The 13,004-nt window shown below is 38.8% G+C and carries 14 protein-coding genes; 10 read left to right on the top strand and 4 right to left on the bottom strand.

The window, feature by feature from the left end; all coding sequences use genetic code 11:
• The first annotated feature begins 2 nt into the window (after positions 1–2).
• Complete coding sequence (locus tag ABI125_04915; GenBank protein XCF07197.1) at positions 3–854, top strand: prephenate dehydrogenase; 852 nt, start codon at positions 3–5, stop codon at positions 852–854.
• Positions 855–938: 84 nt separating this feature from the next.
• Complete coding sequence (locus ABI125_04920) at positions 939–2,021, top strand: bifunctional 3-deoxy-7-phosphoheptulonate synthase/chorismate mutase type II (GenBank protein ID XCF07198.1); 1,083 nt, start codon at positions 939–941, stop codon at positions 2,019–2,021.
• Between the two features lie 64 nt (positions 2,022–2,085).
• Here ABI125_04920 and ABI125_04925 read toward each other — a convergent pair whose 3' ends face one another.
• Positions 2,086–2,535 (bottom strand): hypothetical protein, encoded by a 450-nt coding sequence (locus ABI125_04925; GenBank protein XCF07199.1) that lies wholly within the window; start codon positions 2,533–2,535, stop codon positions 2,086–2,088.
• An 89-nt stretch (positions 2,536–2,624) separates the two neighbouring features.
• Here ABI125_04925 and rsgA point away from each other — a divergent pair, with 89 nt between their 5' ends.
• The 8 genes from rsgA to ABI125_04965 all read left to right on the top strand — a co-directional run bounded on the left by rsgA (position 2,625) and on the right by ABI125_04965 (position 9,394).
• Positions 2,625–3,575, top strand: coding sequence for a ribosome small subunit-dependent GTPase A (rsgA, locus tag ABI125_04930; protein ID XCF07200.1), 951 nt, complete (start codon positions 2,625–2,627; stop codon positions 3,573–3,575).
• Positions 3,576–4,028 (top strand): D-aminoacyl-tRNA deacylase, encoded by a 453-nt coding sequence (gene dtd / locus ABI125_04935; protein ID XCF07201.1) that lies wholly within the window; start codon positions 3,576–3,578, stop codon positions 4,026–4,028. It begins immediately after the preceding gene.
• Positions 4,028–4,363: a metal-dependent hydrolase gene (locus tag ABI125_04940; GenBank protein ID XCF07202.1), complete on the top strand. Its 336-nt coding sequence runs from the start codon at positions 4,028–4,030 to the stop codon at positions 4,361–4,363. Before dtd ends, ABI125_04940 begins: the two co-directional genes overlap by 1 nt.
• A gap of 172 nt (positions 4,364–4,535) precedes the next feature.
• A complete protein-coding gene (locus ABI125_04945) occupies positions 4,536–4,862 on the top strand; it encodes a nucleotide pyrophosphohydrolase (protein XCF07203.1) in 327 nt (108 codons plus the stop codon).
• Positions 4,863–4,916: 54 nt separating this feature from the next.
• Positions 4,917–6,143 (top strand): 3-phosphoshikimate 1-carboxyvinyltransferase, encoded by a 1,227-nt coding sequence (locus ABI125_04950; GenBank protein ID XCF07204.1) that lies wholly within the window; start codon positions 4,917–4,919, stop codon positions 6,141–6,143.
• A gap of 69 nt (positions 6,144–6,212) precedes the next feature.
• Positions 6,213–7,262, top strand: coding sequence for a tRNA preQ1(34) S-adenosylmethionine ribosyltransferase-isomerase QueA (gene queA, locus ABI125_04955; GenBank protein ID XCF07205.1), 1,050 nt, complete (start codon positions 6,213–6,215; stop codon positions 7,260–7,262).
• Between the two features lie 77 nt (positions 7,263–7,339).
• Positions 7,340–8,380: a 23S rRNA (adenine(2503)-C(2))-methyltransferase RlmN gene (gene rlmN / locus ABI125_04960; GenBank protein XCF07206.1), complete on the top strand. Its 1,041-nt coding sequence runs from the start codon at positions 7,340–7,342 to the stop codon at positions 8,378–8,380.
• 36 nt (positions 8,381–8,416) lie between these two features.
• Entirely contained in the window at positions 8,417–9,394 is a 978-nt protein-coding gene (locus ABI125_04965; protein ID XCF07207.1) for a polyprenyl synthetase family protein, read from the top strand.
• Positions 9,395–9,402: 8 nt separating this feature from the next.
• Here ABI125_04965 and ABI125_04970 read toward each other — a convergent pair whose 3' ends face one another.
• From ABI125_04970 to ABI125_04980, 3 genes are read right to left on the bottom strand one after another with little or no spacing between them, the layout of a single operon-like run.
• The gene (locus ABI125_04970) at positions 9,403–10,356 is read right to left on the bottom strand and encodes a transglutaminase family protein (GenBank protein XCF07208.1); all 954 of its coding nucleotides are present in this window, start codon (positions 10,354–10,356) and stop codon (positions 9,403–9,405) included.
• Positions 10,357–10,374: 18 nt separating this feature from the next.
• A complete protein-coding gene (locus ABI125_04975) occupies positions 10,375–11,301 on the bottom strand; it encodes an alpha-E domain-containing protein (GenBank protein XCF07209.1) in 927 nt (308 codons plus the stop codon).
• Positions 11,302–11,326: 25 nt separating this feature from the next.
• A complete protein-coding gene (locus ABI125_04980) occupies positions 11,327–12,769 on the bottom strand; it encodes a circularly permuted type 2 ATP-grasp protein (protein XCF07210.1) in 1,443 nt (480 codons plus the stop codon).
• Between the last annotated feature and the right edge of the window lie 235 nt (positions 12,770–13,004).

The following is a 13,004-nucleotide window of genomic DNA, read 5'->3' on the forward strand; positions in this document are numbered from 1 at the left end:
GAATGAAAAATATATACGCAATAGGAGTTGGATTAATAGGCGGAAGCTTGGCTATCGACATCAAAAAGAATGACCCCAGTGTGGTGATTCACGGTGTGAGCAGAAAAGAGTCGACGCTCGATGAAGCTTTGCGACTAAAGCTAATCGATAAAAAAGCAACTTTAGATGATATCGAGCATGCCGATTTGGTCATCATCTCCATTCCTGTTGACGCCACTGTAAAATTGTTGCCAACAATTTTGGATAAAATCCCAGATACTGCGTTGGTGGTCGATGCGGGGTCAACAAAAGTTGATATTTGCAGGGCGGTGGAGAATCATCCAAAACGTAGAAACTTTTTGGCGATGCATCCCATAGCAGGAACGGAGCATTCGGGACCAAGTGCAGCCATGGAAGGCCTTTTTGTTGGAAAGACCAATATAGTTTGCGAGGTAGAAAAAACCACTTTCAAACTACAGGAAAAGGCATTGAAGTTGTTCACCGATATCGGAATGCGCATCCGTTACATGAACCCAGAAGCACACGATAAACATATCGCTTACGTGTCGCACCTATCGCATATCAGTTCGTTTATGTTGGGCAAAACGGTGATTGAAAAGGAAAAAAACGAACGCGATATTTTCGATATGGCGGGAAGTGGATTTGCATCAACGGTGCGTTTGGCAAAAAGTTCGCCCGAAATGTGGACGCCGATTTTCCGACAGAATAAAACGAACGTTATTGAAACGTTAGACGAGTACATCTCCAACCTGTCGCATTTTAAGGAGATGATGGAACAAGATGATTTTGAAGGCGTTTTTAACGAAATGAAAAACACAAATCATATAAAAGATATTTTAAACGGAATACATTAACAGCAAATACCAATATTTAAAATCCTAAATTCCAACTGTAGATTTTGGGATTTGGAATTTAAAAATTGAATTTTTATTAGAATTATGGAAAACACAAAAGAAATGAGAGCATGGTTAGATGATTTAAAACTAGATCATCCATTAGTAGTAGCAGGACCATGTAGCGCCGAAACCGAAGAGCAGGTTTTAAAAATAGCCCACGAGCTAAAAGATACCGATGTAAACTATTTTAGAGCTGGTATCTGGAAACCAAGAACCCGCCCAGGAAACTTTGAAGGCGTTGGAGCATTAGGATTGAAGTGGTTGCAAAAAGTAAAGGCCGAAACTGGTATGAAAGTATGTACCGAGGTGGCTAATGCAGCACATGTAAAATTGGCTTTAGAGCACGATATCGATATGCTTTGGATTGGAGCGCGTTCAACCGTGAGCCCTTTCATTATGCAAGAAATCGCCGATGCGCTTGAAGGTACCGATAAGCCTGTATTAATCAAGAACCCAGTAAACCCAGATCTGTCTTTGTGGTTGGGAGGTATTGAAAGAATCTACTCTTCGGGAGTTAAAAATATTGGAGCGATCCACAGAGGATTCTCTACTTACGAAAAAACCAAATACAGAAACAACCCAGAATGGCAATTGGCTATCGAGTTTCAAAATAAATTCCCAGACATTCCTTTAATTAACGATCCGTCGCACATTACAGGAAAACGCGATATGATATTTGATGTGTCGCAAACGGCATTGGATTTGAATTTCGATGGATTAATGATTGAAACCCACTACGATCCAGATAATGCTTGGAGTGATGCTTCACAGCAGGTAACACCACAAGCATTGGTTCAAATCATGAAAGATTTGAAAATTAGAAAAGAGACTGATTCTGAAGCAGACTACAATAAAGCTTTAGGGCTTTTAAGAGCGCAGATTGATGTGGTTGATAACCAAATTATTGATTTGTTAGGTAAACGAATGAAAGCAGCCGATGGCATTGGAACTCTTAAAAAAGAGAAAAACGTAGCGGTTTTACAGTCTAAGCGTTGGAACGAAATTTTAGGTAAAATGGTATTGGAAGGTGAGCAGCACGGTTTAAGTGAAGAGTTCATTTTAAAAATGTTCAAAGCCATTCACCAAGAATCTATCAATCACCAAGAGAAGATTATTAACGGATAATAATTTTCTGTAAAACTAAAAAAGCCTCGCAATCACGAGGCTTTTTTAGTTTCCGAAAAAAGTGTTACTGTTTATTTCGTTTAAAAATATATCGGGTTATAAAAATACCTTGGTTATCACCTTTTCCAGCACTTTCAACTGCACTGGTAACAAAAGCTAGTTCCCATCCTTCGGCAATCATGGTGTTGATTTTTGAAGTAATTATAGCATCATTGGCAGCAATGTTTTGAAATCTAATCCCGCCAATGTTAAAGAAGTTTAGTAGTTTGGTTTCATCAAAGTCCTTTACCCTAATTTCGCCCCTGTCAGATTTATTTCGTGAATTGTCATCTTCGGTTTGGGTTGTGGTAAATTCTTTGTAATTTTTCTCTTCGTTGGCGCTAATTATTCTTGAGCGCCCTAAGCCATTCGGTACTATAGATTCTACACTCGTTACAACTTTGTACTCCACTTGTGCATGGGTTTCAATAAAAGAAAATAAAGAAACAGTTAATAAAATTAAAATTTTTTTCATGTTGTTGATTTTTGATTTGAAATTAAGCTTCAAATATATGTGCATTCGTACAAAAAAAATAATTATTTTGAATTACTTTTGAAAAAAATATGACGGGACGCGTTTATAAATCTACAGGAAGTTGGTACACGGTAAAAACCGAGTTGGGTAAAACGTACGAGTGCCGCATAAAAGGAAAATTCCGCATAAAAGGTATAAAAAGCACCAATCCCATTGCTGTTGGTGATGTAGTAGATTTTGAGTTGGAAGTGGACAACAACCAAGAATCTGGCATTATCCATCACATTCAAGACCGAAAAAATTATATCGTCCGCAAATCGGTGAACCTGTCCAAACAAACCCACGTTATTGCTGCTAATTTGGATATGGTTTTTTTGATGATAACCATAAACAATCCGCCCACCTTAACCAGTTTTATTGACCGATTTTTGGTCACGGCCGAAGCTTATTCAGTAAAAACCGTTTTGCTCTTCAATAAAATAGACGCCTACGATCAAGACACTCTAGATGAAGTGCGTTATTTGGCGCATGTTTACAGAAAAATTGGCTATGAGTGTATTGGGGTTTCGGCTAAAACAGGAAAAAATGTCGATAAGGTAAAAGCCTTGATGCAGGATAAAGTGAGCATGTTTTCAGGGCATTCGGGTGTGGGGAAATCGACCTTGGTCAATGCCATTGAACCCAATTTAAACTTAAAGACCAAAGAAATTTCGTCCCAACATATGCAAGGGCAACATACTACAACCTTTGCCGAAATGTTCGATTTAAGTTTCGGAGCCAAAATTATCGATACGCCAGGTATAAAAGGATTTGGCATTGTGGATATGGACAAAGAAGAAGTGGGCGATTATTTTCCAGAGTTTTTTGCACTAAAGCAAGATTGTAAATTCAACAATTGTTTGCACATCAACGAACCCAAGTGTGCTGTTAAAAATGCCTTGGAAGAAGGCGAAATAGAATACACTAGATACCGCAGTTATTTGCAGATTATTGAAGGCGAAGACGAACATTACAGAACTGATATTTGGGATAAAGAATAAATGAAAGTAGTTATACAAAGAGTAACAAAAGCCAGCGTTACCATTGAAGGGCAAAAAGTAGCTTCAATCAACAAAGGGTTATTGATCTTATTGGGAATAGTAAACGAAGATACAACCGAAGACATCAAATGGCTATCGAACAAAATAGCGAATCTCCGTATTTTTAATGACGAAAACGGGGTGATGAACCAATCTATTAAAGAAACCAACGGAGATGCCATTGCGGTGAGTCAGTTTACACTGTATGCGGCCACCAAAAAAGGCAATCGTCCTAGTTATATAAAAGCGGCCAATCCCGATGTGGCCATTCCGCTGTACGAGGCCTTTGTAAAACAACTTGAATCCGATTTGGGCAAAACCGTGCAAACGGGAGAATTTGGTGCAGATATGAAAGTGGAACTTTTAAACGACGGTCCTGTAACCATCATTATCGATTCTAAAAATAAAGAATAATGGCTTCTGTTTTTGGGCACGGTGCGGTTGGTTTTACTTTGGCCAAAATATTGGACAATAAAAATTCCAAATGGTTGCTACTGGCCGCAATATTTTCAACCATTCTTCCAGATTTTGATGTTATCGGTTTTCAATTGGGCATCCATTACGAGCACCTTTTAGGGCATCGCGGGTTTACCCATTCCATTGTTTTTGCCTTGATTTGGGCTCTCATTCTCATGTTTTCCTTTGGAAAAAATAATAGGGCATTGTGGTTTACCATTATTTTTCTATCTACATTATCGCACGGTTTATTGAGTGCGATGACTTCAGGGGAAAGGGTGTTGGGGGCTTAATTCCTTTTGATAATGGTCGCTATTTTTTTCCCGTTTCGAGAGATTCAAGTGCCGCCCCTTGGCGTGGAACGGTTTTTTCTTCTCGAGGAGTAAAAGTGCTTTTTAGCGAATTAAAGTATATTTTTGTTCCTTGTATAATCATTCTAGTAACTTCTTTAATTATAAAAATACAATGGAGATTAAAAACGCACAAATAGTAGTTGACGATTGGATTAAAAACCATGGCGTTCGTTACTTCAACGAACTCACCAACATGGCTCAGCTTACCGAAGAAGTGGGCGAAGTGGCGCGAATTATCGCGCGGCGTTACGGCGAGCAAAGTGAAAAGGAAAGCGACAAAGACAAAGATTTAGGTGAAGAACTGGCCGATGTACTTTTCGTGGTGCTGTGCCTGGCCAACCAAACGGGAGTAGATCTTCAGGCTGCTTTCGATAAGCGAATGGACAAAAAAGCTAAACGCGACCACGATAGGCACCATAATAACCAGAAATTGAAATAATTTATAATTATATTTGACGCTTCTAATTTTAGAAGCGTTTTTTAATATTATAAAATGAATATCACTCTTCATAAATCCGAAATCACAAACCGTCAATCTGAAGTTACCATAACGGGCTCAAAAAGCGAATCGAACCGATTGTTGCTTTTGCAGGCTTTGTATCCAGAGTTTAAACTCGAAAATGTTTCAAATTCTGATGATAGTAACTTAATGACCAACGCACTGTCTTCCGAAGAAAAAATAGTCGATATCCACCATGCCGGGACGGCCATGCGTTTTTTAACGGCTTATTTTTCTATTCAGGAAGGTCGCGAAACCATTTTAACAGGCTCCAAACGCATGAAAGAACGCCCTATTAAAATTTTGGTTGAGGCTTTAAAAGAATTGGGTGCAGACATCAGTTACGAAGAAAACGAAGGGTATCCACCTATAAAACTTCAAGGTAAAAAGCTGACTAAAAATAAAGTGTCCTTACAAGCCAATGTGAGCAGCCAGTACATTTCGGCCTTGTTGCTAATTGCTTCGAAATTAGAAAATGGCATTGAGCTAACCCTTCAAGGCGAAATCACTTCAGTACCATACATTAAAATGACTTTAGCTTTGTTGGATGAAATTGGAATAGAATCCTCATTTATTGGCAATACTATTATAGTAAAACCAACAACCAACAACCAGCAACCAAAAACTTTAACAGTTGAATCAGACTGGTCATCAGCATCCTACTATTTCAGCATTGTGGCGCTTTGCCAACCCAGTACGGAAATTACCTTGTCGTCGTACAAAGAACATTCACTTCAGGGCGATTCATCGTTGGTAGAAATTTATAAGCATTTTGGGGTGTCCACCATTTTTAATGGTAATTCCATGACCTTGAAAAAGGAGGGAAATGAAGTAAAGCCATTGGCATTAGATTTGGTTAACGCACCCGATATCGCGCAAACCATCGCGGTAACTTGTTTTGCTTTGGGAATATCTTGCGATTTAACCGGGCTTCATACTCTAAAAATAAAAGAAACTGATAGGTTGGTGGCTTTAAAAACTGAAATTGAAAAATTAGGAGGTGAGGTTGAAATTACCGATAAATCCCTGCACCTTTCAGCTTCAAAAACCATTAAAGAAATGGTGCCCATCGCCACTTATAACGACCACAGAATGGCTATGGCTTTTGCACCTTTGGCGTTAAAAACCAATTTAATTATTGAAGATGCCATGGTGGTTTCAAAATCCTATCCTACGTTTTGGGATGATTTAGAGTCTATAGGTTTCCAAATTAGCAAATAATAATCGCTTATTTACTTGACAACCCCTGTGTTGAGATTGTATATTTGCAACTTTCTAAAAATATAATACATGAAATTATCAAACTTTGGGTTCGATTTACCGAACGAATTATTAGCAGAATACCCGGCGGAAAATAGAGATGAATCGCGCTTAATGGTTTTAAACCGAAAGGAACAAACCATCGAGCATAAAATGTTTAAGGATTTAATCGACTATTTTAACGAAGATGACGTATTGATTCTGAATAACACCAAAGTATTTCCTGCCAGATTATACGGGAACAAAGAAAAAACAGGGGCTAGAATAGAAGTATTTTTATTGCGCGAGCTTAACGAAGAACAACGTTTGTGGGACGTATTGGTTGATCCAGCCCGAAAAATTAGAATTGGTAATAAATTATACTTTGGTGACGACGAAACTTTAGTGGCCGAGGTTATTGATAACACCACTTCGCGTGGACGTACCTTACGTTTTTTATATGACGGATCGTACCGCGAGTTCCGTTTAAAGTTGAACGAACTTGGGGAAACACCGCTTCCTAAATACATTAAAAGAGATGTAGAGCCAGAAGATGAAGACCGTTACCAAACCATTTTCGCAAAAAATGAAGGTGCCGTAGCAGCGCCAACAGCAGGCCTTCACTTTTCAAAACATTTGTTGAAGCGATTGGAAATTAAAGGTATTAACTTTGCCGAAGTAACGCTTCACGTTGGTTTAGGGACTTTTAACCCAGTTGAGGTTGAAGATTTATCAAAACACAAAATGGACAGCGAAGAGCTGAAAATTGACGAAAAAGCGGTTCAAACTGTAAATAAGGCCATTCAGGAAAAACGTCGCGTTTGTGCCGTTGGTACTACAGCGATGCGTGCCATAGAAAGTGCCGTTTCATCAAACGGGATGCTAAATGAATTTGAAGGTTGGACCAACAAATTTATTTTCCCTCCTTACGATTTCAGCATTGCCAACTGTATGGTAACCAATTTCCATACACCAAAATCAACATTGTTGATGATGGTTTCTGCCTTTGCAGGTCACGATTTTATAAAACGAGCCTATGAAGAAGCAGTAAAAGAAAAATACAAATTCTACAGCTACGGCGACGCGATGTTAATTTTATAATTCGTAGTCAATCAGAATTTATAAAACAAAGGGCTGTCTTAAAATATAAGGCAGCCTTTTCTTATTTTTGCACACGCATGGAAACTAAGAAAAAAGACATACGGGCATTAACCAAAGAGCAACTTCGTAATTTTTTTGTTGAACAAGGCGATAAGGCCTTTCGCGGCAATCAGGTTTATGAGTGGCTTTGGCAAAAATCGGCGCATACTTTTGACGATATGACCAATATCTCGAAAGACACCCGCCAAATGCTGGAAGACCATTTTGTAATTAACCACATTAAGGTGGATACGATGCAACGCAGTAGTGATGGGACCATAAAAAATGCGGTTCGGTTGCATGATGATTTGGTGGTGGAGTCGGTATTGATTCCAACGTCAACTCGTACCACGGCCTGTGTTTCCAGTCAGGTGGGCTGTAGTTTAGATTGCCGATTTTGTGCTACGGCACGTTTAAAACGAATGCGCAACTTGAACCCCGATGAAATTTATGACCAAGTAGTAGCCATTGATAACGAAAGTCGTTTGTACCACAACCGTCCGTTGAGTAATATTGTATTTATGGGAATGGGAGAACCGCTAATGAATTACAATAATGTTTTAAAAGCCATTGATAAAATAACCTCTCCCGAGGGGTTGGGCATGTCGCCAAAACGTATTGTGGTATCTACATCGGGCGTGCCAAAAATGATAAAGAAAATGGCGGATGACGAGGTAAAATTTAAATTGGCCGTATCGTTGCATTCTGCCATTGATGAGGTGCGAACCAGAATTATGCCGTTTAACTCAACTTTTCCGTTGAACGATTTACGTGAAGCTTTGCAGTATTGGTACGCCAAAACCAAAAACAGAATTACTTATGAATATGTGGTTTGGAACGGCATCAACGACAAAAGAAAAGATGTCGATGCATTAGTAGATTTTTGCAAATTTGCGCCTAGTAAAGTCAATCTAATAGAGTACAACCCTATTGACGATGGTGAATTTCAACAGGCAAATTCAAAGGCTTTGGATATGTACGTGCAAGTACTCGAAGCCAATAATATTACCGTAACCGTCCGCCGTAGCCGTGGCAAGGATATCGATGCGGCTTGTGGGCAATTGGCTAATAAAAGTTAAGCAATTTTCGTTTGAAATAGTATCTTTGGGTTTTCAATGAAAATAGTCGAGCAAATAAAACAGCCCATTGCTTTTGAAATGGATCTCTTCGAACAGAAGTTCCAACTTTCCATGTCTAGTAAAGTGGCTTTACTTAACCGTATTACCCATTACATTGTCAACAGAAAAGGGAAGCAAATGCGCCCCATGTTTGTGTTTTTGGTTTCTAAAATGGTATCGAATGGCGAGGTGAGCGAACGGACCTATCGTGGGGCTTCGGTTATTGAATTGATACATACCGCTACTTTAGTGCATGATGATGTGGTAGACGATAGCAACCGCCGCCGAGGATTCTTTTCGGTGAATGCACTTTGGAAAAACAAAATAGCCGTGCTTATTGGCGATTTTTTACTGTCGAAAGGCTTGTTGCTTTCTATTGACAATAATGATTTCGATTTGCTGAAAATCATTTCGATTGCTGTTCGCGAAATGAGCGAGGGCGAACTGCTCCAAATTGAAAAAGCTCGAAAACTCGATATCACCGAAGAAGTGTATTATGAAATCATCCGCCAAAAAACGGCCACTTTAATTGCTGCCTGTTGTAGCTTGGGGGCTGCTTCGGTAAAGCCAGGGTCGCCACATGTGGAAACCATGCGTAAGTTTGGTGAGCTGATTGGCATGGCGTTTCAAATAAAGGACGACCTTTTTGATTATGGTGATGCCCAAATAGGAAAGCCCACAGGCATCGATATTAAAGAGCAAAAAATGACCTTGCCCTTAATTTATGTGCTCAATACAGTCTCTAAAAATGATAAAAAATGGTTGATAAATTCTATTAAAAACCATAATAAGGATACCAAACGGGTAAAAGAAGTGATTGAGTTTGTAAAGGAAAATGACGGATTGGATTATGCCATTGGGAAGATGAAACAATTTCAAAGTGAGGCTCTTGAGATTTTAGAAAACTACCCAGATTCGGAATATAAAAATTCACTAAAAGTGATGGTGAATTACGTGATTGACCGAAAAAAATAGGGCTTAATTTATTGCTGCTGTTGCTGGCTTTGTTGTTTCAGTTCTAAATTCCGCTGAAAACTGTTCCCTGTTTTGGGATCTGGAGAAATAGCGTCTTCTTTTTTGGGGGTTAAGTTATCTCTTCTGGTAACTTCAACCGATACCGTCATTTTAGATTCTACATTACCTTTAAAAACACCACTTACGGGAGCACAGTCTTTATAATTTCTGCCCACAGCGAGCCTAACATGGTATTCGTCGGCTATGGCATTGTTGGTAGGGTCTACGCCCAGCCAACCGTAAAAGGGAATATAGGCTTCAATCCAAGCATGCGTGGCGCCTTCACCGCGTGTTTCACCATTGCCCGGGCAGATGTAGCCGCTTACATATCGTGCGGGTATGCCCAACATCCTAACCATTTGTAGTAATATGTTGGTGAAATCTTGGCAAACACCGGCTTTGAGTTGCCAAACATCATCCAATTTTGAGCTTACCGTGGTTACTCCTTGTCTGTATTCAAAATTTTGGTAGATATATTCACAAAGCTCCAAAGTAGCTTGGTATGGCGATTTGCTTTTTAGATTTTTGCTTTCAATTAAGTTTCGGATGCCCTCAGTGCCATCAAAAGTGATGAATTTTAAGAAATCGATGAACTCAGTATTGGGCTTGAGGGATACTAAATGATTCCATTGGGTTTTGATGTCAACTTGGTCCGTAGGGAATGTTTTTAGTTTGGTTTCAACTTCAATTTCAGAGATAATATTCAAAACATTGTGGGGTTCGGCTAGCATAAAAGAACCTACCCGATTATTGAAAAAGTCGAAAAAAGTTTCAATAAATGGGTTTTTGGTAATGGATATAAAATGCGAGTTAACTTTTTGGTAGTCGTCGTTAATGGGGTGAAGGCGTGTTAGGTTCGCTCCGTCTATAACATTGCCCGAATAGCTGTAAAAGGTGTTGTGCTTTATGTTGAAAATAGCCATAGGTAATCAAAAAAAAAATCAGTTGTTCTGTGAAAAGTAAACGGCATTAATGCTCAACGAAATATTTTTAACGCCATCTTTTATGCCTTCAATGAAATGGTTTAACCCCATGCTGTTAATATTTTCAATGGTGGTGTATTTTATTTGGCTTTCCAGCTTTCCTAGAAGAAAATCCAAATTGTTGTTTTCCAGTTGGCCTGTTTCAATCAGTTTGTTAATGTGTCGGTTTAATTTTTCTATGCAATAATACACCGATCTTGGAAATAGTTTGTCCTGAAAAACCATTTGGATAACATGATTTTCGTTAAAAGTAGATTTGTAGGTTTTGAGATAAAGCTGATAGCCACCAATGGACAACAACAGGTTTTTCCAATAGAATGTTTTTTCGAGGCTATCGGAGGTGTTTCCAATTTTTTCAAGTTTCAGCGCTGTAAAATCAGAGATCAGCATTACGCGCTCAAGGTACTTGCCAACGTTCATAAAACAATATGGTGTGCCACGTTCTTGGGTAATGTCGCAAGTGCCATTATAAATTAAATGGTATTTTCTTAAATCCTCCAATAATTGAACGGGGTCTTCGTCCCTTAATCTTTGAGGTAAATCTTTTTTGGTTAAAAACAAATAATAACTGTTGATGCACAACCACAATTCCCTTGAAATATGTTCCTGTACGCTCCTGGCATTTTCTCTAGCCCGTGTCACAATGTTTACTATGGAATTGGCATTTTTTACGTCGAAAACCATAAAGTGTATACATTCTAAAGTGTCTTCGGTATAGAAGTCATTCTCTGAAGAGGTAAAGCTTTCTATAATCGGCGACCACGAAAACAATTCGGGAGAGTCTTGATGGGCATAAAAATTCACCTTTAGCAGACCTAAAATACCATTTCCGCGTTCCATATACCTATCCAACCAAATAAGGTTGTTTGCTACTCTACTTAACATGTGTTATGATGCTTTATTGTTTTTTTTAATCTATTACCCAAGTGTCTTTGCTGCCACCGCCCTGCGAACTATTAACTACCAACGACCCTTTTTTTAGGGCTACTCGGGTTAACCCACCCGGGCAAATATCGATGCCATCTTTTCCGAAAAGCGCAAAAGGCCTAAGATCTATACACCTTGGAGATAACTTACCGTCGATAAAGCAAGGTGCAGTCGATAATTTTAAAATGGGTTGGGCAATAAAGTTGCTAGGATTTTTGTTAACGGCTTCCAAATAGATTTTTATTTCGGAATCTGAAGCCTCGTGCCCCATGAGCATGCCGTAACCGCCACTGCCATCGGTTTTTTTAATCACCATTTCCTTAATATGTTTTGTAACATACTCAAGGTCTGCGGGCTTGCCTAACTGGTACGTTTCAATATTTTTTAAAATAGGCTCTTCCTTTAAATAGTATTTTATCATATCTGGCACGAATGTGTAAATGGCTTTGTCATCAGCAATTCCAGTGCCCGGCGCATTAACAATATTTACGTTACCCATTCTGTATGCGGCCATAATACCGGCAACCCCCAAAACGCTGTTGGCATTAAACTCTAGTGGGTCTAAATAATCGTCGTCCACACGTCTGTAAATCACATCAACCTGTTTTAACCCATGAGTGGTTTTCATAAAAACACAATGGTTTTTTACTACCAAGTCTGGTCCTTCAACCAGTTCGATGCCCATTTGTCGCGCCAACGATGTATGTTCGTAATAGGCCGAATTATAAATTCCAGGAGTTAACAGTACAATGTTTGGATCAGGCTTATTGGAAAGCCCTTTTAGTTTTTTGTACAGCAAGTTGGGGTATTCTGAAACCGAACGCACCTTACTTTGCGGCAAAATGCCGGGAAAGAGCCGCTTGGAGATTTCGCGGTTTTCAAGCATGTAACTTACGCCAGATGGGGTTCTTAAATTATCTTCAAGTACGTAAAATTCACCATCGTTGTTTCGGATTAAATCAATGCCGGAAATATGCACATAAATATCGTGTGGCACGTTAACACCTTTCATTTCCCTTAAAAAATAGGGGCAGGAGTAAATTAAATCGGCCGGTATAATGCCGTCGTTTATTATAAACTGTTCGTGGTATATGTCCTTTATAAAAAGGTTTAAAGCTTTTAACCGCTGCTTTATGCCCGCTTCGATTTTGGCCCATTCATCCGAAGTAATTATCCTTGGAACAATATCAAAAGGAAAAATCTTTTCAATGCCTTCATTGTCGTTGTAAACGGTAAACGTTACCCCTTGGTTTATGAACAATTGCTTCGAGAGGTCTTCTTTTTTTGTAAGCCGGTCCGAGCAGGTGCTTTTAAGGTAGTTTACGAAACCTTGGTACTGTGGCCTGAACTCTGCCAAATCCGTGTACATTTCATCCCATGTTTTCGGAAGCTTATGGTAAGCCGAGAAGATATTATTGTTTTTCATAGGCTAAGTGTTTCTACTCAAATATAACGATATGTTATTGTATTTTCAATAAATACGTGAATATGATAAAAAGAATTTATGTAAAATCAAAAAACACTAAAAATTATGTATTGTTGTAGTTTTTGATGATGGTTTTTTATGGAATTGATATTTTTGAAGTTAGGTCATTAAAAGTTTTGATTTTCAGATTTTTAAAAATGAAATCGAAAGAAATATTAAAACCATTTGAATGTTT

The sequence above is a fragment of the Tamlana crocina genome (assembly GCA_040429635.1).
Classification (GTDB): domain Bacteria; phylum Bacteroidota; class Bacteroidia; order Flavobacteriales; family Flavobacteriaceae; genus Flavisericum; species Flavisericum crocinum.

Bases quoted from the DNA above. Each gene is read 5' to 3' on its own strand.
- ABI125_04915 (XCF07197.1), top strand. From the start codon at position 3: ATGAAAAATATATACGCAATAGGAGTTGGATTAATAGGCGGAAGCTTG.
- ABI125_04920 (XCF07198.1), top strand. From the start codon at position 939: ATGGAAAACACAAAAGAAATGAGAGCATGGTTAGATGATTTAAAACTA.
- ABI125_04925 (XCF07199.1), bottom strand. From the start codon at position 2,535: ATGAAAAAAATTTTAATTTTATTAACTGTTTCTTTATTTTCTTTTATT.
- rsgA (XCF07200.1), top strand. From the start codon at position 2,625: ATGACGGGACGCGTTTATAAATCTACAGGAAGTTGGTACACGGTAAAA.
- dtd (XCF07201.1), top strand. From the start codon at position 3,576: ATGAAAGTAGTTATACAAAGAGTAACAAAAGCCAGCGTTACCATTGAA.
- ABI125_04940 (XCF07202.1), top strand. From the start codon at position 4,028: ATGGCTTCTGTTTTTGGGCACGGTGCGGTTGGTTTTACTTTGGCCAAA.
- ABI125_04945 (XCF07203.1), top strand. From the start codon at position 4,536: ATGGAGATTAAAAACGCACAAATAGTAGTTGACGATTGGATTAAAAAC.
- ABI125_04950 (XCF07204.1), top strand. From the start codon at position 4,917: ATGAATATCACTCTTCATAAATCCGAAATCACAAACCGTCAATCTGAA.
- queA (XCF07205.1), top strand. From the start codon at position 6,213: ATGAAATTATCAAACTTTGGGTTCGATTTACCGAACGAATTATTAGCA.
- rlmN (XCF07206.1), top strand. From the start codon at position 7,340: ATGGAAACTAAGAAAAAAGACATACGGGCATTAACCAAAGAGCAACTT.
- ABI125_04965 (XCF07207.1), top strand. From the start codon at position 8,417: ATGAAAATAGTCGAGCAAATAAAACAGCCCATTGCTTTTGAAATGGAT.
- ABI125_04970 (XCF07208.1), bottom strand. From the start codon at position 10,356: ATGGCTATTTTCAACATAAAGCACAACACCTTTTACAGCTATTCGGGC.
- ABI125_04975 (XCF07209.1), bottom strand. From the start codon at position 11,301: ATGTTAAGTAGAGTAGCAAACAACCTTATTTGGTTGGATAGGTATATG.
- ABI125_04980 (XCF07210.1), bottom strand. From the start codon at position 12,769: ATGAAAAACAATAATATCTTCTCGGCTTACCATAAGCTTCCGAAAACA.